Source organism: Citrobacter sp. Cb004, assembly GCF_030337065.1.
Classification (GTDB): domain Bacteria; phylum Pseudomonadota; class Gammaproteobacteria; order Enterobacterales; family Enterobacteriaceae; genus Citrobacter; species Citrobacter braakii.
Genome location: NZ_JAOWCH010000056.1, coordinates 166,839 through 186,995, shown reverse-complemented (window position 1 = coordinate 186,995; position 20,157 = coordinate 166,839). Strand labels below are relative to the sequence as shown.

Sequence of the window (20,157 nt, the reverse complement as noted above, 5' to 3'; positions counted from 1 at the left end):
ATCGCCACGCCATCACGGCGATGCGTACGGGCGCTAACCGCAGACGGCGCGTTTCTCGCTTTCCGGGGAACAGGACGGGTTGAACAGGTTTTTTCCCGCGCGGTAAACCTGTTGATACCTGAACAGCAGCGGTTGCTGACGTTACTGAGTGAAGGTTGTGATAACGCGCCTAACAGCTGTCGGCTGGCGCTGACGCATTGTGAAGAACTGTTTCACCCCGGTGAGAGAGTCAGTTTTACCGAATCGGGGATAGCCGTTGGCAACGATAAATGGATAGAAACTTCCGGTTGTCTGCCGTGGCGCATACCACGGTGGAGGCTTGATGCAATAAGCCTTGCTGCAATCCGCTGGCTGCGCTGGGAAGAGGTTATCCGCCAACAGCTAAGAAGCGCTGACACATTATTTCTGTACCAGGGGGATAACCCGTTTTATCTGGAAATCACCCGCCAATTACTTAATCGCCGGCAAACATTACTGGCGGCGTTGCATACAGGAGAAAATATCTCTACAGCGGTCAGCCATTTAATTGGTCTGGGGATTGGTCTGACGCCCTCATCTGATGACTATTTAGTGGGTTTAAGCACTATTTTATTTATTCCTGGACATCCGCTGGGGAAATATCGTGATGATTTTTTAGCAGCCTTACAACGTGCCGGAAATAATACCACGCTACTCAGCAAAATAACGCTAGAGGAAGCCTTTCATCAACGTTATCGGGAAAGCGTCGGACGGCTGCTGAACCATATTATTACAGAGCAACAACCCGTTTCTACGCAATATATTACTGACATTAAAAATATCGGCTCAAGTTCTGGCTGCGACATGCTGTATGGCATGGCGGATGCCTGCGCCCTGAGCCACAGGTCCGGAGGGAATTATGTCGATCAGGATAGTTGTTAAAAAGAACACGTATTTTGATTCTGTCTCACTGATGTCTATCTCCACACGCGCAAATAAGCTCGATGGCGTTGAGCAGGCGTTCGTGGCTATGGCGACAGAAATGAATAAGGGCGTACTGAAGAATCTCGGTCTGCTCACGCCTGAACTTGAAGAGGCGAAAAGTGGCGACCTGATGATTGTCATTAAAGGTGCCAGCGAGGCGGCGAACGATCAGACGCTGGTGGCGATTGAAGACTTGTTTACGCATAAAGAGCAGGGGGGGCAGCATGAAGCGCGCTATGCCACGCTCGCCAGTGCGAAGAAGCATGTTCCTGACAGCAACCTGGCGGTGATCTCGGTCAATGGTCTGTTTGCCGCGCGTGAAGCGCGTCAGGCGCTGCAAAATAACCTCAACGTGATGCTGTTCTCTGACAACGTCTCTCTTGAAGACGAACTGGCGCTCAAGCAGTTGGCGCATGAAAAAGGGCTGCTGATGATGGGGCCCGATTGCGGAACCGCCATTATTAACGGCGCGGCGCTGTGTTTTGGCAATGCGGTGCGTCGCGGCAACATCGGAATTGTTGGTGCCTCCGGTACCGGTAGCCAGGAGCTGAGCGTACGCATTCACGAGTTTGGTGGCGGGATTTCCCAACTGATTGGCACCGGTGGACGCGATCTGAGCGAAAAGATTGGCGGCCTGATGATGCTTGACGCGATTGGTATGCTGGAGGTCGATCCGCAAACCGAGATCATCGCGCTTATCTCCAAACCTCCTGCGCCAACAGTGGCGCGCAAGGTGCTGGAACGTGCGCGCGCCTGCCATAAGCCCGTCGTGGTGTGTTTCCTCGGACGTGAAGCCGCGCCTGCGGATGAAAACGGTCTGCTGTTTGCACGCGGCACTAAAGAGGCGGCGCTGAAAGCGGTACTGCTGACTGGCGTGAAAAAAGAGAGCCTCGATCTGCATCCGCTCAACTGGCCGCTGATTGAAGAGGTCCGCGCCCGCCTGACCCCGCAGCAAAAGTACATTCGCGGCTTATTCTGCGGCGGCACGCTGTGCGATGAGGCGATGTTTGCTGCCATGGAAAAACATGCGGAGGTTTACAGCAACATTCATCCGGATCCGGCTTTTCGCCTGACAGATCTCAACCGCAGCGTGGGACATACCTTCCTTGATTTCGGAGATGACGATTTTACCAACGGTAAACCGCATCCGATGATCGATCCAACCAACCGCATTAGTCGTCTGTTGCAGGAAGCACGCGATCCTGAAGTCGGCGTGATCGTTATGGACTTCGTTCTTGGATATGGATCACATGAAGATCCGGTTGGCGTGATGATCGAGGCGATCGTCGAAGCCAAAGCGATCGCCGCCGCAGAGGGGCGTCCGCTTGAGATCCTCGGCTACGTGCTGGGAACCGATCTCGATACGCCGTCGCTGGAAAAACAGTGCCAGATGCTGACCGATGCAGGCGTGATCTGGGCGAGCAGTAGCACCAATACCGGATTGCTGGCGCGTGAATTTATCTGTAAAGGGGAGGAAGCCTGATGAGCCAGACACTGTTTAACCAGCCGCTGAACGTGATTAACGTCGGCATCGCGATGTTCAGCGATGACCTCAAAAAGCAGAATGTTCCCGTGACCCAGCTCGACTGGACGCCGCCGGGCCAGGGCAATATGCAGGTCGTGGCCGCACTGGACGAAATTGCCGATTCGCCGCTGGCTGACAAAATCGCTGCCGCTAACCAGCAGGCGCTGGAACGCATTATCCAGTCGCATCCGGTGCTGATTGGCTATGACCAGGCGATCAACGTCGTGCCGGGCATGACCCGCAACACCATCCTGCACGCCGGACCGCCAATCTGCTGGGAAAAAATGTGCGGCGCAATGAAGGGCGCGGTCACCGGGGCTTTGGTGTTTGAAGGGCTGGCGAAAGATCTGGATGAAGCCGCCGACCTGGCCGCCTCGGGTGAAATCATCTTCTCACCGTGCCACGAGCATGACTGTGTCGGTTCGATGGCGGGTGTGACGTCGGCGTCGATGTTTATGCACATCGTCGAGAACAAAACCTACGGCAACCGCGCATACACCAATATGAGCGAGCAGATGGCGAAGATCCTGCGCATGGGCGCGAACGATCAGAGCGTTATCGATCGCCTGAACTGGATGCGCGATGTGATGGGACCGATGCTGCGCGACGCCATGAAGCTGGCGGGCGAAATCGATCTGCGCCTGATGCTGGCGCAGGCGCTGCACATGGGCGATGAGTGTCATAACCGCAATAACGCCGGGACGGCGCTACTGATACAGGCACTGACGCCGTGGATTATTCAGACCGGCTATCCGGTTGAGCAGCAGCGTGAGGTATTCGAGTTCGTCCTCAGCAGCGATTACTTCTCCGGACCGACCTGGATGGCGATGTGTAAAGCCGCAATGGACGCCGCACACGGGATCGAATACAGCACCGTAGTCACGACGATGGCGCGTAACGGCGTTGAATTCGGTCTGCGCATCAGCGGCTTACCGGGTCAGTGGTTTACCGGTCCGGCGCAGCAGGTGATTGGCCCGATGTTTGCGGGCTATAAGCCCGAAGATTCCGGACGTGATATCGGTGATAGCGCAATTACCGAAACCTACGGCATCGGCGGTTTTGCCATGGCCACGGCACCGGCCATCGTGGCGCTGGTGGGCGGTACGGTTGAAGAGGCGGTCGATTTCTCTCGCCAGATGCGCGAAATCACTCTCGGCGAAAACCCCAACGTTACCATTCCGTTACTTGGTTTTATGGGCGTACCGACAGCTATCGACATTACGCGCGTGGGTAGCACCGGCATTCTGCCGGTGATTAACACCGCAATTGCGCACAAAGATGCGGGGATCGGCATGATCGGCGCCGGAATAGTCCATCCGCCGTTCGCCTGTTTTGAAAAGGCGATCCTCAACTGGCGCGACCGCTACTGCCAATAACAACAATCGGGGCTAACGCTGTTAGCCCCACAGTAGCGAAGCAAAAAACGTTGCTTACCTGCAGGGCTGGGCGATCCCCGGGATCGCAAACGATGCTTAACCTGTTAAGGATATTCCATGAACAGCATAAAACTAGAATGGAAACGTGGTGACTGGGCTGCTTACTTTGGGCTGATGACCAACAACCTGACTAACCTGCTGACAATGATGGGGCTGCTCATTTTTGTCGTCGGGATCCCTACCGAAATTGTCTATGGTCGCATTGCGCCTGCCTTTGGTCTGGCGGTGCTGGTGGCCAGCGTCTGCTACGCCTGGTTTGGCCTGCAGATGGCAAAGCACACCGGGCGTAAAGACGTGACGGCGCTGCCGTCCGGGCCGAGCGCACCGTCAATTTTTACCGTGACCTTCCTGGTGCTAATGCCGGTATATCAGCAAACCAAAGATGCCAACTTTGCTATCCAGATAGCCCTGGTGTGGTGCTTTGTAGAAGCGTTGATCCTGGTCGGCGGCTCCTTCCTGGGCGAGACCATCCGCAAGATGATCCCGCGTACGGTATTACTTTCTTGTCTGTCCGGTCTGGGACTGTTGCTGCTGGCGATGAACCCGATGCTGCAGGCATTTGAAGCGCCGACCGTCTCTTTCATCGTCCTGTTGTTAATCTTCATTAACTGGTTCGGTAAGAAGCCGATTTTTGCCCGCATCCCCACCGGTTTGCTGCTGCTGATTGCCGGTACAGCGTTGGCGTGGATCTCCGGTTTGCAAAGCCCGGAAGCCATAAAATCTTCTATGTCTTCCTTTGGCTTCAACCCGCCGGAAATCCATGTCGACAGCTTCCTGCAGGGTTTGCCGCACGCGCTGCCGTACCTGGCTTCTGCGGTTCCTCTGGGTCTGGCGAACTACATTTTTGACCTTGAGAATATTGAAAGTGCGCATGCGGCGGGTGATGAGTACAACACCCGTAAGGTCATGATGGCGAACGGTTTTGCCTCCATGCTCGGCTGCATGCTGGGCAACCCATTCCCGGTGACCGTATATGTTGGGCATGCGGGCTGGAAAGCGATGGGGGCCAGCATCGGTTATACCCTCGCTTCAGGCATCACCATGTTCCTGGTACCGCTGTTTGGGCTGGGGGCGTTTATGCTCGCGATTATTCCGATGACTGCGATAGTGCCGATTCTGGTGTTTATCGGCGTGGTGACCGCCAACCAGGTGGTGCGAGAGACGCCCAAAGTCGAGGTTCCCGTTATCTTTATCTGCTTGTTCCCGTGGATCGCTAACTGGGCGTTGACCATCGTCAACAGCGTGATGGGCGCCGCCGGAACATCCGCGGGGAAACTGGGCAGCGACCTGCTGCACAGCAAAGGTGTCTATTACGATGGGCTGGTGCATCTGGGAAGCGGTGCGCCGCTGGCCAGTATGCTGTGGGGCTGCGTCGCTATCTTCGCCATTATGAATAAGCCGCTGCGTGGGGCGATTGCCGCAGCTTTTGGCGCGCTGTTATCGCTGTTTGGTGTGATTCACTCTCCGGCGGTTGGCTTTGCAGAAGGCAGTTCGATGATGTTTGTTGTGTCCTACCTGATGATGAGCGGCATGTTTGTCCTCAAGCATGTTCTTGATAGCCGTGAAGCGGTGACTGCGCCTGAGCAGGAACCGACGAAAACGACCTGAATCGCCTGTAAGCGGAAGATAACACTATGAAAGAACTTGTGGTCGTTGCCATTGGCGGCAACAGCATTATCAAAGATAACGCCAGCCAGTCGATTGAGCACCAGGCTGAAGCGGTGAAAGCGGTGGCGGACACGGTGCTGGAGATGTTGGCATCGGACTACAACATTGTGCTGACGCACGGAAACGGGCCGCAGGTGGGGCTGGATCTACGGCGTGCGGAAATCGCGCATGAGCGTGAAGGGTTGCCGCTCACCCCGCTGGCAAACTGCGTCGCCGATACGCAGGGCGGGATCGGCTATCTGATCCAACAGGCGCTGAACAACCGCCTGGCGCGGCGCGGTGAGCAGAAGGCGGTTACGGTGGTCACGCAGGTGGAGGTCGACAAAAACGATCCGGGCTTCGCTAACCCGACCAAGCCTATCGGCGCGTTCTTTAGCGAAGCGCAGCGCGATGAACTGCAGCGGGTCAATCCGGGCTGGCGCTTTGTTGAAGATTCGGGACGCGGCTACCGCCGGGTCGTCGCCTCTCCGGAACCGAAGCGTATTGTCGAGGCTGAGGCGATCAAAACGCTGACCCAGCAAGGTTTTGTGGTGATTGGCGCGGGGGGCGGCGGGATCCCGGTGGTGCGTAGCGATCAGGGGGATTATCAGAGCGTGGATGCGGTGATTGATAAAGATCTCTCCACGGCTCTGTTGGCGCAGGAGATCCGCGCTGACATTCTGGTGATCACCACCGGCGTCGAGCAGGTCTGTATTCATTTTGGCAAACCCAACCAGCAGGCGCTGGATACGGTGGATGTCGCAACGATGACCCGTTACATGCAGGAGGGACATTTCCCGCCGGGGAGCATGTTACCCAAAATCGTTGCCAGTCTGGCGTTCCTGGCGCGTGGCGGTAAGCGAGTGATCATCACCACGCCGGAATGCCTGCCGGCCGCACTGCGCGGCGAAACGGGCACCCATATTGTCCATTCCTGAGAGGAAATGTGAATGAAGGAAAGTAACAGCCGCCGTGAATTTTTAAGTCAGAGCGGAAAAATGGTGACCGCTGCCGCGCTGTTTGGCGCAGTGGCTCCGGTCGCGTATGCTGCTAATCCTGTCGGGAACACCTGCGGGGCGAAGAGCACAATGACGATTAACGATAAGCACTATTACCTGGATAACGTCCTGCTGGAAGCGGGGTTTGATTACGAAAACTCGGTGGTGGTGCATACCCGTACCGCGCTGCAAACCGTTGAAATTCAAGACGGGAAAATTGTTGCCCTGCGTGAGAATAAGCAGCATCCGGATGCGACGCTGCCGCACTACGATGCGGGTGGAAAGCTGATGCTGCCCGCCATGCGCGACATGCACATCCATCTGGATAAAACCTTTTACGGCGGTCCCTGGCGTTCGCTGAATCGCCCGGCTGGCACCTCCATTCAGGATATGATCCGCCTTGAGCAAAAGCTGCTGCCTGAACTCCAGCCTTACACGCAGGAGCGCGCGGAAAAGCTCATCGATCTGCTGCAATCAAAGGGCACCTCGATCGCCCGCAGCCATTGCAATATCGAACCGGTTTCCGGGCTGAAAAACCTGGAAAATCTGCAGGCGGTGCTGGCGCGTCGCCAGCCGGGTTTTGCCTGTGAAATCGTGGCGTTTCCGCAGCATGGCCTGCTGTTATCGAAGTCTGAACCGTTGATGCGTGAAGCAATGCAGGCAGGGGCGCATTACGTCGGCGGTCTGGACCCAACCAGCGTGGACGGGGCGATGGAAAAATCCCTCGACACCATGTTCCAGATTGCGCTGGATTACGATAAAGGCGTGGATATCCATCTGCATGAAACCAGCCCGGCGGGCGTTGCGGCAGTGAATTACATGGTGGAAACGGTGGAGAAAACGCCGCAGTTGAAGGGAAAACTGACCATCAGTCACGCATTTGCGCTGGCAACGCTGAACGAACAGCAGGTGGATGCGCTGGCGAGCCGGATGGTGGCGCAGCAGATTACCATTGCCTCGACGGTGCCGATCGGTACCTTGCATATGCCGCTTAAGCAGCTGCGTGACAAAGGCGTGGAAGTGATTACCGGGACCGACAGTGTGATTGACCATTGGTCGCCGTACGGGCTTGGAGACATGCTGGAGAAGGCGAACCTGTACGCGCAGCTGTATATTCGTCCCAATGAACTCAACCTGTCGCGGGCGCTGTTCCTCGCCACCGGCGATGTGCTGCCGCTTAACGATAAAGGTGAGCGCGTCTGGCCGAAGGCGCAGGATGAAGCCAGCTTTGTACTGGTGGATGCCTCCTGCTCAGCGGAAGCGGTCGCGCGAATCTCCCCACGCACCGCGACCTTCCATAAAGGCCAACTGGTGTGGGGGAACGTCGCAAGCTAGCCTGGTTTGATGCGCAGCGGCAATCGCTGCTGCGCTCTCTGCTCGTTAACCGACGATCCCCATATAGCCGTGAATCCCCATATATAAGCCGACCATCGCGATGAGCGCGCTGGAAAAATAGGGCGCTTTGCGTGCCAGTGTGTTAAATCCGCTCCAGCGTTTGGCCGCCTGCTGCACGCTGATTGCCGCTCCCACTCCCACCGTTACCAGCGTTAGCGCCAGCCCGAGGCTGAAGCACAGCACCATGGTGGCACCCAGCGTGAAGGCTTTGAGCTGGATGCAAATCAGCAGTACCGTAATGGCAGCAGGGCAGGGGATCAACCCGCCGGTCAGACCAAACAATAATATTTGGCCGTTGGTGACCTCTTTGCCTGCAAAGCGGCGCTGAATATCGGTAGCATGTGCCCGCTCGTGGGCGTCCTGATACGCTTTTGAATCTTCGCTCAGCCCTGCTAACGCAGCATGGTTATGATCGTGGTCGTGGTCATGTTCGTGATGATGGTGGTGAGCTTCACCGTGGTTATGATGGTGGTGATGGTCATCATGATCGTGGTCATGATGCGTCTGGGTCAGCCAGTTCTGTTCTCCCTGCCAGGTTCGCCAGAACATCCAGAATGCGGTCCCGAGAATAATAATCGCCGAGACAAACTGCAGCCAGGGCTCAACGGCCTGGGCAGTAAAAGCTTTGCTGATATACATCCCACCGAGCGCAATCAGCCATACCACTGCGGTATGCGACAACGTTGCCGCCAGCCCCAGCATCACCGCCTGTTTGATGGTCCCCTTAATGGCAATAATAAAGGCCGCCATCATCGTCTTGGAATGCCCCGGTTCCAGACCGTGTAACACTCCTAATAGAATCGCGCTGGGAATGAAAAACCAGGCGTTGCCTTGCTGAAGAAGCGTAGAAAACTCACCCATGAGAATGATTCTTAGTTGTTTAATTTTGCCAGATTCTACTCCCCCCCAGTATTAAATACTACCCCCCAGTAGAATGACGATGGTATTGTCGCTCCAGCCAGACGTTGAAAAGGTATTGCTATGTCACACACGATCCGCGACAAACAAAAGCTGAAAGCCCGAGCCAGTAAGATTCAGGGGCAAGTAGCGGCGTTGAAAACCATGCTGGATGAACCGCATGAATGCGCGGCGGTATTGCAGCAAATAGCGGCGATCCGCGGTGCGGTAAACGGGTTAATGCGCGAGGTGATTAAAGGTCATCTGACCGAGCACATTGTGCATCAGGGCGATGAAATTAAGCGCGAAGAAGATTTGGATGTGGTTTTGAAGGTACTCGATTCGTACATCAAATAAGTCAGTTTAACGGCTCATCCACATACTGATGAATGAGCCGTTAAAAACACGTTCTAGCCAAAAAACATCACAGATACGCACAGCAGACCGACAATCAGGGTGATCAGATTTCCCACTGAACGGTACGGCTTTAGCGCCGGGATCAGATAGGTAGATAATGTCGGCATGATAAACAGAATCATGGCAATCAGCGGCCCGCTAATCGCGTAAATCATTGAAATTGCATTAGGGTTAATGCAGCAAATGATAAACGTAATGGTCGAAACCAGCATAATGGACAGGGCGCGGTTAAAGGCCCGGCTTTTCTTCACTCCCACCTGATGCAACGATGTTTTTACCACCTCGGTTGCCCCTTCAATCACGCCAAAGTAGGTGCCGAGGAACGATTTTGACATCGCCACGACGGCGACAATGATCCCAGAAATTGACAGCCATGCTGGTGCGTTTGGCATCATCGATAGCGCTGACAGAATGGTCACCCCTTCATTCTTCGCGTCCTCGATATAGTTTGTCGGAATCGAAAGCAAACAGCTGAAGACGAAAAACAGCACGCTCAGGCAGATGATGACGTAGGCTACCTTCATGATTTTTTTGCATTTACCCATGGCCTGCTCGCCGTATTTCTCACGTCGGTCGATGGCGAACGTCGAGATAATTGGCGTATGGCTAAAAGCGAAAACCATCACGGGAATAGATATCCAAACCTGATGAAGCGTGTGCTGATCGAAAGACATCTGGCCGGTGAGTAGCGTTGGCTGCCAGCTTCCGGTCAGGTAGAGCGAAAGGAACAAAAAGTACGCGATGAGCGGGAACACCAGAAAGCCCATTACCCGAATGGTTGCTTGTCGGCCCATCAGAAAAATCAGGTTCAGCACCAGCACCACGCCAAGACTGACCAGCATGCGAACACGCAGATCGATGGCGATATGTTTTGCCAGTTGTTCAGTGAGTGAATTGGTTATCGCCACGGCGTAGATCAGTACCACCACAAAGAAGGCAATAAAATAGAGGGTCGTGATCAGGCTGCCTATCTTTTTGCCGTAGTAGTGCGTAACTGCACCAGTGATCCCTTCACCTGCCGAGGTTTTTGAGGACAGGATAAACTGGCACAGCGCCTTGTGCGGCCAGTAGGTTAAAGGCCAGGCGACGAGTGCGGTGATAAACAGTACCACTGCGCCTGCAGAACCCAGCTGTATGGGGAGGAAGAGGGTTCCTGCGCCGACGGCAGTCCCATATAGTGCGAAGCTCCAGAGAGTCTCTTCTTTTGACCAAAATTTCGACATTATTTGAACGTATCAACTATAAAATAAACAAAAAGAAGCGCAATTTACCACAAATGGCAGGGGCTGGGGGAGGTGTCAACAAGCGGGCGAGTGAATGGATCAAAAGCCGGAACCGAGAAGATTCCGGCTATTGTTTGAATTATCAGGCAGTAACGCGCTGCTGGCGACGCTTCATAACGCGCTCGCGTAAAGTGTCATAAGCCCAGTTATAGAACATGGTGTATGGCAGGAAGAACAGGAAGAAACCTATTTCCAGTGTGAATGCCTGGAGCAGGCTGACGTTCAGCACATACGCCACGATGCTCACCCCGATGACAATAAAACCGCTCTCGAAGCCTAAGGCGTGGAATGCCCGCACTTTAGCCGTACGTTTTACCAGGTGCGACGGCCACAGTCGGTCAAACAGGGCGTTATAAATGATATTCCAGATCATCGCCGTGGTGGCGAGAAGGATGGTCAGTCCGCCCATTTCCAGCACCGAGCGCTGCATCAACCATGCGGTGGTTGGTGCGAGGATCGCGGTGGCAATGCCTTCAAAGCAGACGGCATGAAAAATTCGCTCCAGTAACGAGCGGCGTTGGACTGTATCGTGTTGCATAATCTAAAACCTTCTTTGATGCCCGGATAACGGAATGGTGGCAATTTTATCGTTTTATGTGATATCTAAAAGATAGTATCCATCGATAAAGTAGATAGTTCATGCGTTACTCCCCTGAAGCGTTAACGGCATTTGTGGAGACCGTTTCCTGCGGCTCATTTTCTGCTGCGGCCCGGCGGCTGCGTAAAAGTCAGTCCACCATCAGCACGGCCATTGCGCATCTGGAAGCCGATCTCGGTTTTGCGCTGTTTGACCGCTCATCACGTCAGCCGACGCTAACTGAAGAAGGTAAGCGGGTGCTGGGCTATGTGCAGGCAATTTTGACGGCCAGCGAACGTCTTGATGAGGCAGCGATTTCGCTGTCGGGTGAAACGGAAGCGCGTCTGACCTTCGTTTTGTCTGACACGCTGCATCCGGATGTGCTGGAAGAATTGATGGTGCAGTTTGACCACAAGTTTCCCCATACCGAGTTTGAATGTCTGATTGGCGAAGATGAAGACGTGATCGATCTGCTGCAAAAAGGACGTGCTCAGGTTGGGTTGATCGAAGCGCGGGAGGATTACCCGACCGACATGGGCGTCACGCGTCTGCCGATGCAAACCTGGATGGGATTATACGTTGCGGCATCGCATCCACTGGCGACTCAAGAAAAACTGCAGTGGGAACAGCTACATACTTGGCGAGAGCTGCGGCTGAATACCTATCTGGAGAGCGGCACCAACGTGGCGCGCGGCCCCGTCTGGTCGGCGCCTAACTATTTGTTGCTGCTGAGTATGGCGGTGCAGGGATTCGGCTGGTGCGCGCTCCCTTGTGCGCTGGTGGAGGAGTTTGCGGCAGAAAAACCGCTGGTTCAATTGATGCTGCCCGGCTGGCCAAAGGCTATCTCTATCGATCTGCTGTGGAATAAGAAATCACCGCCTGGCGTGGCGGGAAGTTGGCTGCGCGACCATTTACAGCAGAGTGGCGTTCAGATGACCAATAAATGATACGAATTTCCTTTGTGATAAAAATCACCGTTTTTAAACAACCTTGATAACTCTTTTTAACAATCATCTACTATTGCGGTGTTATTTTGCGCTGAGGTGGTGATGAAAGAGGTTGTGATAGTCGGGGCGTTACGGACACCGATCGGCTGCTTCCAGGGGACGCTGGCGCGCCACTCTGCCGTTGAATTAGGTAGCATGGTAGTCAGGGCGTTACTGGATCGCACGGGCGTGGACGTTCACGCTGTGGATGAAGTGATCCTCGGACAGGTGCTTACCGCTGGTGCCGGGCAAAACCCGGCGCGTCAGTCCGCCATCAATGGTGGGCTACCCAATACCGTCTCCGCCATCACCATTAACGATGTCTGCGGCTCGGGTCTGAAAGCGCTGCATCTGGCGACCCAGGCTATCCAGTGCGGCGAAGCCGACATTGTGATTGCGGGCGGACAAGAGAATATGAGCCGTGCGCCGCATGTCCTTACTGATAGCCGTACCGGCGCACAGTTGGGCAACAGTCAACTGGTCGACAGCCTGGTGCATGACGGCCTGTGGGACGCTTTCAACGATTACCATATGGGCGTGACTGCGGAAAATCTGGCGCGGGAATATGGCATCAGCCGTGAACTGCAGGATGCCTACGCACTGCATTCGCAGCACAAGGCGCGGATGGCAATTGACGCCGGGCGCTTTAAAGATGAAATCGTGCCGGTGGTAACGCAGCGTAATGGGCAATCGTTCGTGGTGGATACCGACGAACAGCCGCGCACCGATGCCAGCGCAGAAGGGCTGGCGCGTCTGGATCCGACCTTTGACAGGCTCGGTTCAGTAACCGCGGGCAACGCGTCATCCATCAATGATGGCGCCGCTGCGGTGATGATGATGAGCGAGGCCAAGGCCCAGGAGCTGAATTTGCCGGTGCTGGCCCGCATTCGTGCCTTTGCCAGCGTCGGGGTCGATCCCGCGCTCATGGGAATTGCGCCGGTGTACGCGACGCGCCGTTGCCTTGAGCGTGTGGGCTGGCAACTGGCTGATGTTGATCTTATCGAGGCCAACGAAGCCTTTGCCGCACAGGCATTGTCCGTTGGAAAAATGCTGGAGTGGGATGAACGGCGAGTGAATGTGAACGGCGGAGCCATTGCGCTTGGTCATCCGATTGGCGCATCTGGCTGCCGTATTCTGGTTTCACTGGTGCATGAAATGGTGAAGCGTCGGGCGCACAAGGGCCTGGCAACGTTATGTATCGGCGGTGGTCAGGGCGTGGCGCTCGCTATCGAGCGAGATTAACCCCCCGAAGTTTTCTCTGCTTAAACGCCTTTCCCGCTGTATATCCCCTGCATCTATAAAAAAGCCCTCCAACAGGAGGGCAAGGCCAGTTACAGAAACATACACTCTAAACTCCGCCAACGTATCAAAACGGTGTTTCATTTCATGTGATTAACAGCGCACTTTGCTATAAAAGGTGTGTGAACGGCGTGTGAGGCTGGCTGTATTTTCAATGTCTTATCCCTACCCCTCATGAACTACTCTTGTTTATTTTTATCTATCTAATTGTTTTAAATAATTTTATTTAAATCATTCCCGCGATTTATATGCGCTAGCGTGATCGCAATTACACTTTTGATAATAAGATGCAGAAAAAGTGAAACGTTGTTTTATTTGTAATTGAAAACCCATTCCGGGAGGGATATCATGAGCGCATAAGATAAAACGGAACAGCGTTTTGCTATTCGTTTAAGCATTCACGGTCAATTTATCACTGGAGGTAAATGTGGACGTAAGACAAAGCATCCATAGTGCGCATGCGAAAACCTTGGATACTCAGGAGCTGCGTAATGAGTTTTTGGTCGAAGAAGTGTTTGTCCCAGATGAATACACCATGGTCTACAGCCACATTGACCGCATCATTGTTGGCGGCATTATGCCAGTGGCCAAAACCGTCTCTGTGGGTGGCGAAGTCGGCAAACAGCTGGGCGTAACCTACTTCCTCGAGCGTCGTGAGCTGGGTGTGATTAACATCGGTGGCCCGGGCACGATTACCGTTGACGGCCAGTGCTATGAAATTGGTCATCGTGACGCGCTGTACGTCGGGAAAGGGGCCAAAGAAGTGGTATTCGCCAGCATCGATACGGCGAAACCAGCGAAGTTTTACTATAACTGCGCGCCGGCCCACACGACTTATCCAACCAAAAAAGTCACGCCAGCAGACGTTGCGCCAGTAACGCTGGGCGATGACCTCACCAGTAACCGTCGTACCATCAACAAATATTTTGTGCCGGATGTGCTGGAAACCTGCCAGTTGAGCATGGGTCTGACCGAACTGGCGCCGGGTAACCTGTGGAACACCATGCCGTGTCATACCCATGAACGTCGTATGGAAGTCTATTTCTATTTCAATATGGAAGAAGATACCTGCGTCTTCCACATGATGGGGCAGCCTCAGGAAACGCGTCATATTGTGATGCACAACGAGCAGGCGGTGATTTCGCCGAGCTGGTCAATTCACTCCGGCGTTGGCACAAAAGCTTATACGTTCATTTGGGGCATGGTCGGCGAAAACCAGGTCTTTGATGATATGGACCATGTAGCGGTCAAAGATCTGCGCTAGTTGCGGGCGATAGCCGTGCCTGCTGCGGCGGGCATTATAAAAAATTAAGGATTTACAATGATTTTGAATGCATTCTCTCTTGAAGGTAAGGTCGCCGTTGTGACCGGTTGTGACACTGGCCTGGGTCAGGGTATGGCGTTGGGTTTGGCTGAAGCGGGCTGCGATATCGTGGGGATCAACATCGTTGAACCGACGGAAACTATCGAACGCGTGACCGCGCTGGGGCGCCGTTTTTTAAGTCTGACCGCCGACCTGCGTCAAATTGACGGCATTCCGGCGCTGCTGGAGCGCGCAGTGGCAGAATTCGGTCATATCGATATTCTGGTCAACAACGCAGGTCTTATCCGTCGTGACGATGCGATCGACTTCAGCGAAAAAGACTGGGACGACGTGATGAACCTGAACATTAAGAGCGTGTTCTTTATGTCTCAGGCCGCGGCGAAGCACTTTATCGCTCAGGGTAACGGCGGCAAAATTATCAACATCGCCTCTATGCTTTCTTTCCAGGGCGGGATCCGCGTGCCGTCTTACACCGCGTCTAAAAGCGGCGTAATGGGCATCACCCGCCTGATGGCGAACGAGTGGGCCAAACATAACATTAACGTCAACGCAATTGCGCCGGGTTACATGGCGACGAACAACACTCAACAGCTGCGCGCTGATGAGCAGCGTAGCGCAGAAATTCTCGATCGTATCCCGGCGGGTCGTTGGGGTCTGCCGAGTGACCTGATGGGGCCGATTGTGTTCCTGGCATCCAGCGCATCTGACTATATCAACGGCTATACCGTTGCGGTAGACGGCGGCTGGCTGGCGCGTTAATCTGCTTTCCAGAACTGACAAACCCTGCCCTTTGGCAGGGTTTGTCGGTTAAACATAAGGTGAATGTAGCAATACACAGGAGGCGACATATTCATTCCCTCTGGAACAACATTATGCCGCCAGGCAGATTACGAACAGATAAAATTACGCAGGCAGAAAATCTTCGCGCATGGGCGTAAAGGTATCCAGTAGCGTTCCCGGTTTTAAACAGACGCAGCCATGCATAATGTTGGGCTGTTTATATAGGGTATCGCCTGCCCTAACGACATGCATTTCTTCGCCGATGGTAAATTCAAACTCCCCAGACAAAACGTAAGTCAGCTGCTCATGCGGATGATTGTGCATCGGACCAATCGCGCCTTGCTCGAAGTTCACCTCAACTGCCATCATTTTACCGTCGTGAGCAAGAATGCGTCGGGTAACGCCATTGCCCAGATCTTCAAGGGTGGTCTCTTTATGAAAAATAAACATTCGGCCTTCCTGTAATTAAAACAATGTTTCATTAAACCTATATCAGAAAATTAAAAAAAGAAATGCACGCCAACAGATGTGGAAAGTTGATCACATCTTTGGTTCACTGGAGAGATAACAACAAATCAGGGGAAATGATGAAAACGATCGGTCTGTTAGGCGGTATGAGCTGGGAATCCACCATTCCTTATTATCGACTCATTAATGAAGGGGTAAAACAGCGTCTGGGTGGCCTGCATTCGGCACAGATTCTGTTGCACAGCGTAGATTTTCACGAGATTGAAGCCTGTCAGTCTGGCGGTGACTGGCAGCGGGCTGGGGAGATCCTCGCGCAGGCCGCCGCAGGGCTTCAGCAAGCCGGAGCGGAGGGGATTGTGTTGTGTACCAACACCATGCACAAAGTTGCTGAGGCGATTGAAACCGCCTGTGACGTGCCGTTCCTGCATATTGCCGATGCGACGGGTCGGGCCATACAAAAACAGCAGATGAGCAACGTGGCGCTACTGGGTACGCGCTACACCATGGAGCAGGATTTTTACCGCGGACGTCTACAGACTGAATTTGGTATTAGCACGCTTATTCCTGAGGCTGATGACCGTCAGAAAATAAACCAGATTATTTTCGACGAGCTGTGCCTCGGTGAGTTCAGCAACGCCTCCCGCGACTACTACCTGAGCGTAATTGATCAGTTGGCTAAACAGGGCGCTCAAGGGGTTATCTTTGGCTGTACCGAGATTGGTTTGCTGGTTCCAGCCGAGCTAAGTCCATTACCGGTTTTCGACACCGCGGCAATCCATGCGCAAGATGCGGTGGCGTTTATGCTTTCGTCTGTGGAGACAAAATAGCCTCCAGCGGATCGATAAGCCTCGGGAGATGGGCTTGCAGATGCGCTGTAAAAGCATCGACCAGCGCCGAGGCAGGGCGATGAAGTGGGTGGATCAGGCTGACCGTAAAGGGTACCGAAATGCTGAAGCGGCGGATAACCACTCCGCTGCTGGCATAATCCAGCGCGGTCAGTGGGTTTACCACCGAGATCCCCACGCCCGCCCGCACCATTGCACAAATTGAAGCGGCGCTGTGGGTTTCAATCACCATGCGGCGCTTCACCTGATGTTCGTTAAACATGGTGTCCAGTAGCTGACGGTAACTGTCGGTCCGCGACAGGCTGATATAGTTCTCTCCCTGAAAATCCTGCGGCGTTAATACCGCTTTCTCGGTCAGCGGATGCCCCTGCGGCAGTACACACACTTCATCCAGCGCCAGCAATTCGGTGCGTTTCGTTCCGGCTGGCGTATGCAGCGTTTCCGTTAACCCCAGATCGTGGCGCTGCGCCGACAGCCACTCTTCCAACAGTGGTGACTCCTGCGGCACGATCTGAATGTTGACCTGCGGATAGCGCGCGAGAAATGGCTGTAGCAGCGGCGGTAAAAAGGACTGCGAAAATACCGGCAGGCAAACAATCGACAATTCACCTTGACGAAATTCGCGCAGGCTTTCGGCGGCGCTCACAATTCTGTCCAGGCCGTACCACGAACGTTGTACCTCTTCAAACAGACGTAAGCCTTGCACGGTTGGATGCAGTCGGCCACGCGTGCGTTCAAACAGCGTTAATCCCAGGACTTTTTCGAATCGGGCCAGTTCCCGGCTGACGGTGGGCTGCGAGGTATGTAGCATGCGCGCGGCTTCCGTCAGATTGCCTGCGGTCATGATGGCGTGAAAAATTTCAATGTGACGCAGGTTAACCGCGGGCATAAGCAATCCTCAAATGAGCTAATCCATATCATTTTTGCATAGACTCAAGATAAAACGATATTTTTTATTCTTTTTGAGCTGTGGCGTAATCATAAAAAAGCCAATACCGGAGCACGCCATGCCACGCCCACTCAACAACACAGACACTGACCTGACCGCCGACAACCTGTTGCGCCTGCCTGCCGAATTCGGCTGCCCGGTGTGGGTCTATGATGCGCAGATTATTCGCGCGCAGATTGCCAAACTGAGTCAGTTTGACGTGGTGCGTTTTGCCCAGAAGGCATGTTCGAATATTCATATTTTGCGCCTGATGCGCGAGCAGGGCGTGAAGGTCGATTCCGTCTCGCTTGGCGAAATTGAACGCGCGCTGGCGGCAGGTTTTGTACCGGGCAAAGATGAGATTGTCTTTACCGCCGATATGATTGATGAAGCGACGCTCGCCCGGGTGCATGAATTGAGCATTCCGGTAAATGCCGGGTCGGTCGATATGCTGGAACAACTGGGCCAGCTCTCGCCGGGCCATCGCGTGTGGCTCCGCGTAAACCCTGGCTTTGGGCATGGACACAGTCAGAAAACCAATACCGGGGGTGAGAACAGCAAGCACGGCATCTGGTACAGCGATCTTCCGGCGGCGCTGGAGGTAATTCAGCGCTATAAGCTGAAGCTGGTAGGTATTCATATGCATATCGGCTCTGGCGTGGACTACGCGCATCTGGAGCAGGTGTGCGGCGCGATGGTGCGTCAGGTAGTGGAATTTGGTCAGGATCTGGAAGCGATCTCCGCAGGCGGCGGTTTATCAATCCCGTATCGCGAAGGTGAAGAGGCGATCGACACCGATCACTATTTTGGATTGTGGAACGCTGCGCGCGATAGTATTGCGCGTCATCTGGGTCATGCCGTCAAACTGGAGATCGAACCAGGGCGTTTCCTGGTCGCGGAAGCCGGTGTGTTAGTGGCGCAGGTGCGCAGCGTAAAAGAGATGGGCAGCCGTCACTTTGTGCTGATCGATGCGGGCTTCAACGATCTGATGCGCCCGGCCATGTACGGTAGCTATCACCATATCTCCGCGCTGGCGGGAGATGGTCGTTCTCTGCAACAAACTCCTCAACGAGAGACCGTGGTGGCCGGACCGCTGTGCGAATCAGGCGACGTGTTTACCCAGCAGGAAGGCGGAAATGTGGAAACCCGTCTGTTGCCTGCGGTGGTGCCGGGTGATTATCTGGTTTTGCATGATACCGGGGCGTACGGAGCGTCAATGTCGTCAAACTACAATAGCCGCCCGCTGCTGCCGGAGGTCTTGTTTGATAACGGCGTGGCGCGACTGATTCGTCGTCGCCAGACCATTGATGAGCTGTTAGCGCTGGAATTAATCTGAGTAAAGCTGGCCGGATAAGGTGCTTGCGTCGCCATCCGGCTCTTTTTCATATTACTTAAAGTACGGTCCGAGCGTTACTGAGTCACGTAATACCAGTTTGCCGGTAAACGGAGGGATCGGCTCCACGCTCTCACCGTTGGCCAGACGTATAGCCTGGTCGATTGCCGTGGTTATCATGGTATCAATCGGCAGATAAACGGTAGATAACCCCGGTTCCAGCCATTTGGCGCTGGGCGCATCATCAAAACCAAACAGCGAGACGTCCGTCGGGATCCTCAGTCCGGCCTGATGTAACGCTTTTGATGCACCTAATGCCATGTCATCGTTACAGGCGAACAGGGCGCTGAATTTCACCCCTTCCTCCAGCAGTTCTCGACAGGCTTCATAGCCTCGCGTCATCGTGGAGTCGCCGTATTTAACCTTATCAGGATCCCAGGGAATACCGTTTTTTTCCAGAGCCTTACGATACCCCATCAGGCGGGATTTACCGGTAGGCGTATGGCCTGGCACGGTGATGCAAGCAATATCGCTGTGCCCCTGCGAGATCAGATAATTGACCGCCTGATACGCCGCGTCTTCCTGCTCAAAGAAAATCGCGCGATCGCGGGCCTGACTGACATCACGGTTGATGACCAGCAAGGGCATCGCAATGCTGTTCATGAGCGACATAATCGCCTTTTCACTCATATAGCGGGTATAAAGAATAATGGCGTCGCACTGCCTGTCGGCCAGCATTTGCACGGCTTCCTGCTCACGCTCCGGCGTGTCGTGACCATCGGTGACGATCAACTGCTTGCCGTGAGACTCCGTCTGGCGCGAGGCCTGTTGCAGCAGGCGGCCAAAGTAGAATCCATCAAATGTGGAAACCACCAGGCCAATGCTGTTGCTGGTGCGATTCGCTAAAGAGCGCGCTAAAAAGTTGGGTCGATAATCGAGTGCCTGCATGGCCTTGAACACTTTCTGGCGCGTGCTCTCTTTTACCTGACCCGTTCCATTTAGTACGCGCGAAACGGTCGCTTTTGAGACGCCTGCGTGTCGTGAAACGTCCAACATCGTAGTCATGACGCAATCCTG

The 20,157-nt window shown here is 54.2% G+C and carries 19 protein-coding genes; 13 read left to right on the top strand and 6 right to left on the bottom strand.

Annotated elements, in window-relative coordinates; all coding sequences use genetic code 11:
* From OGV65_RS12030 to OGV65_RS12005, 6 genes are all read left to right on the top strand, one after another.
* Nucleotides 1-900, top strand: coding sequence for an oxamate carbamoyltransferase subunit AllH family protein (locus OGV65_RS12030; protein WP_080762976.1), 900 nt, complete (start codon nt 1-3; stop codon nt 898-900).
* Entirely contained in the window at nt 878-2,425 is a 1,548-nt protein-coding gene (gene fdrA, locus OGV65_RS12025; protein ID WP_181220813.1) for an acyl-CoA synthetase FdrA, read from the top strand. Before OGV65_RS12030 ends, fdrA begins: the two co-directional genes overlap by 23 nt.
* On the top strand, nt 2,425-3,843 hold the full coding sequence (locus OGV65_RS12020; protein ID WP_016154297.1) for a YlbE family protein: 1,419 nt from the start codon (nt 2,425-2,427) through the stop codon (nt 3,841-3,843). Before fdrA ends, OGV65_RS12020 begins: the two co-directional genes overlap by 1 nt.
* A 117-nt stretch (nt 3,844-3,960) precedes the next feature.
* On the top strand, nt 3,961-5,511 hold the full coding sequence (locus OGV65_RS12015) for a permease family protein (RefSeq protein WP_286454993.1): 1,551 nt from the start codon (nt 3,961-3,963) through the stop codon (nt 5,509-5,511).
* A gap of 26 nt (nt 5,512-5,537) precedes the next feature.
* Complete coding sequence (locus tag OGV65_RS12010) at nt 5,538-6,488, top strand: carbamate kinase family protein (protein WP_047499340.1); 951 nt, start codon at nt 5,538-5,540, stop codon at nt 6,486-6,488.
* 12 nt (nt 6,489-6,500) lie between these two features.
* Nucleotides 6,501-7,883, top strand: coding sequence for an amidohydrolase family protein (locus OGV65_RS12005; protein ID WP_286454992.1), 1,383 nt, complete (start codon nt 6,501-6,503; stop codon nt 7,881-7,883).
* A 45-nt stretch (nt 7,884-7,928) separates the two neighbouring features.
* Here the strand turns inward: OGV65_RS12005 and OGV65_RS12000 are convergent, their stop codons facing one another.
* Nucleotides 7,929-8,804 (bottom strand): nickel/cobalt efflux protein RcnA, encoded by an 876-nt coding sequence (locus OGV65_RS12000; protein WP_141875606.1) that lies wholly within the window; start codon nt 8,802-8,804, stop codon nt 7,929-7,931.
* 120 nt (nt 8,805-8,924) lie between these two features.
* On the opposite strand from OGV65_RS12000, the gene rcnR reads away from it, so the two are divergent.
* Nucleotides 8,925-9,197, top strand: a complete 273-nt coding sequence (gene rcnR, locus OGV65_RS11995; protein WP_016154292.1) for a Ni(II)/Co(II)-binding transcriptional repressor RcnR — start codon at nt 8,925-8,927, stop codon at nt 9,195-9,197.
* 53 nt (nt 9,198-9,250) lie between these two features.
* Here the strand turns inward: rcnR and OGV65_RS11990 are convergent, their stop codons facing one another.
* A complete protein-coding gene (locus tag OGV65_RS11990; protein WP_029139645.1) occupies nt 9,251-10,480 on the bottom strand; it encodes an amino acid permease in 1,230 nt (409 codons plus the stop codon).
* Between the two features lie 142 nt (nt 10,481-10,622).
* The gene (locus OGV65_RS11985) at nt 10,623-11,078 is read right to left on the bottom strand and encodes a multidrug/biocide efflux PACE transporter (RefSeq protein WP_016154290.1); all 456 of its coding nucleotides are present in this window, start codon (nt 11,076-11,078) and stop codon (nt 10,623-10,625) included.
* Nucleotides 11,079-11,179: 101 nt separating this feature from the next.
* Between OGV65_RS11985 and OGV65_RS11980 the strand changes: the two genes are divergently transcribed.
* The 4 genes from OGV65_RS11980 to kduD all read left to right on the top strand — a co-directional run bounded on the left by OGV65_RS11980 (nt 11,180) and on the right by kduD (nt 15,485).
* Complete coding sequence (locus tag OGV65_RS11980; RefSeq protein WP_016154289.1) at nt 11,180-12,064, top strand: LysR family transcriptional regulator; 885 nt, start codon at nt 11,180-11,182, stop codon at nt 12,062-12,064.
* 102 nt (nt 12,065-12,166) lie between these two features.
* The gene (locus tag OGV65_RS11975; protein WP_016154288.1) at nt 12,167-13,345 is read left to right on the top strand and encodes an acetyl-CoA C-acetyltransferase; all 1,179 of its coding nucleotides are present in this window, start codon (nt 12,167-12,169) and stop codon (nt 13,343-13,345) included.
* A gap of 484 nt (nt 13,346-13,829) precedes the next feature.
* Complete coding sequence (kduI, locus tag OGV65_RS11970; protein WP_052138002.1) at nt 13,830-14,666, top strand: 5-dehydro-4-deoxy-D-glucuronate isomerase; 837 nt, start codon at nt 13,830-13,832, stop codon at nt 14,664-14,666.
* A gap of 57 nt (nt 14,667-14,723) precedes the next feature.
* Nucleotides 14,724-15,485, top strand: coding sequence for a 2-dehydro-3-deoxy-D-gluconate 5-dehydrogenase KduD (gene kduD, locus OGV65_RS11965; RefSeq protein ID WP_046276126.1), 762 nt, complete (start codon nt 14,724-14,726; stop codon nt 15,483-15,485).
* A gap of 144 nt (nt 15,486-15,629) precedes the next feature.
* Here kduD and OGV65_RS11960 read toward each other — a convergent pair whose 3' ends face one another.
* Complete coding sequence (locus OGV65_RS11960) at nt 15,630-15,956, bottom strand: cupin domain-containing protein (protein ID WP_065554331.1); 327 nt, start codon at nt 15,954-15,956, stop codon at nt 15,630-15,632.
* Between the two features lie 137 nt (nt 15,957-16,093).
* On the opposite strand from OGV65_RS11960, the gene OGV65_RS11955 reads away from it, so the two are divergent.
* Complete coding sequence (locus OGV65_RS11955; RefSeq protein WP_103766708.1) at nt 16,094-16,801, top strand: aspartate/glutamate racemase; 708 nt, start codon at nt 16,094-16,096, stop codon at nt 16,799-16,801.
* Here OGV65_RS11955 and OGV65_RS11950 read toward each other — a convergent pair.
* Nucleotides 16,773-17,708: a LysR family transcriptional regulator gene (locus OGV65_RS11950; protein ID WP_286454991.1), complete on the bottom strand. Its 936-nt coding sequence runs from the start codon at nt 17,706-17,708 to the stop codon at nt 16,773-16,775. The genes OGV65_RS11955 and OGV65_RS11950 overlap by 29 nt on opposite strands.
* A gap of 118 nt (nt 17,709-17,826) precedes the next feature.
* On the opposite strand from OGV65_RS11950, the gene lysA reads away from it, so the two are divergent.
* The gene (gene lysA, locus OGV65_RS11945; RefSeq protein ID WP_016154282.1) at nt 17,827-19,083 is read left to right on the top strand and encodes a diaminopimelate decarboxylase; all 1,257 of its coding nucleotides are present in this window, start codon (nt 17,827-17,829) and stop codon (nt 19,081-19,083) included.
* 51 nt (nt 19,084-19,134) lie between these two features.
* On the opposite strand, the gene OGV65_RS11940 is transcribed toward lysA, so the two are convergent.
* Nucleotides 19,135-20,145 carry a LacI family DNA-binding transcriptional regulator gene (locus OGV65_RS11940; RefSeq protein WP_008785715.1) on the bottom strand — a complete coding sequence of 337 codons (1,011 nt, stop codon included), beginning with the start codon at nt 20,143-20,145 and terminating at the stop codon, nt 19,135-19,137.
* Between the last annotated feature and the right edge of the window lie 12 nt (nt 20,146-20,157).

Coding starts and splice junctions, on each gene's coding strand:
- OGV65_RS12000 (WP_141875606.1), bottom strand. CDS start 8,804: ATGGGTGAGTTTTCTACGCTTCTTCAGCAAGGCAACGCCTGGTTTTTC.
- OGV65_RS11990 (WP_029139645.1), bottom strand. CDS start 10,480: ATGTCGAAATTTTGGTCAAAAGAAGAGACTCTCTGGAGCTTCGCACTA.
- OGV65_RS12020 (WP_016154297.1), top strand. CDS start 2,425: ATGAGCCAGACACTGTTTAACCAGCCGCTGAACGTGATTAACGTCGGC.
- OGV65_RS12005 (WP_286454992.1), top strand. CDS start 6,501: ATGAAGGAAAGTAACAGCCGCCGTGAATTTTTAAGTCAGAGCGGAAAA.
- OGV65_RS11955 (WP_103766708.1), top strand. CDS start 16,094: ATGAAAACGATCGGTCTGTTAGGCGGTATGAGCTGGGAATCCACCATT.
- OGV65_RS11960 (WP_065554331.1), bottom strand. CDS start 15,956: ATGTTTATTTTTCATAAAGAGACCACCCTTGAAGATCTGGGCAATGGC.
- fdrA (WP_181220813.1), top strand. CDS start 878: ATGTCGATCAGGATAGTTGTTAAAAAGAACACGTATTTTGATTCTGTC.
- lysA (WP_016154282.1), top strand. CDS start 17,827: ATGCCACGCCCACTCAACAACACAGACACTGACCTGACCGCCGACAAC.
- rcnR (WP_016154292.1), top strand. CDS start 8,925: ATGTCACACACGATCCGCGACAAACAAAAGCTGAAAGCCCGAGCCAGT.
- OGV65_RS11985 (WP_016154290.1), bottom strand. CDS start 11,078: ATGCAACACGATACAGTCCAACGCCGCTCGTTACTGGAGCGAATTTTT.
- OGV65_RS12010 (WP_047499340.1), top strand. CDS start 5,538: ATGAAAGAACTTGTGGTCGTTGCCATTGGCGGCAACAGCATTATCAAA.
- OGV65_RS12015 (WP_286454993.1), top strand. CDS start 3,961: ATGAACAGCATAAAACTAGAATGGAAACGTGGTGACTGGGCTGCTTAC.
- OGV65_RS11975 (WP_016154288.1), top strand. CDS start 12,167: ATGAAAGAGGTTGTGATAGTCGGGGCGTTACGGACACCGATCGGCTGC.
- OGV65_RS11950 (WP_286454991.1), bottom strand. CDS start 17,708: ATGCCCGCGGTTAACCTGCGTCACATTGAAATTTTTCACGCCATCATG.
- OGV65_RS11980 (WP_016154289.1), top strand. CDS start 11,180: ATGCGTTACTCCCCTGAAGCGTTAACGGCATTTGTGGAGACCGTTTCC.
- kduD (WP_046276126.1), top strand. CDS start 14,724: ATGATTTTGAATGCATTCTCTCTTGAAGGTAAGGTCGCCGTTGTGACC.
- OGV65_RS11940 (WP_008785715.1), bottom strand. CDS start 20,145: ATGACTACGATGTTGGACGTTTCACGACACGCAGGCGTCTCAAAAGCG.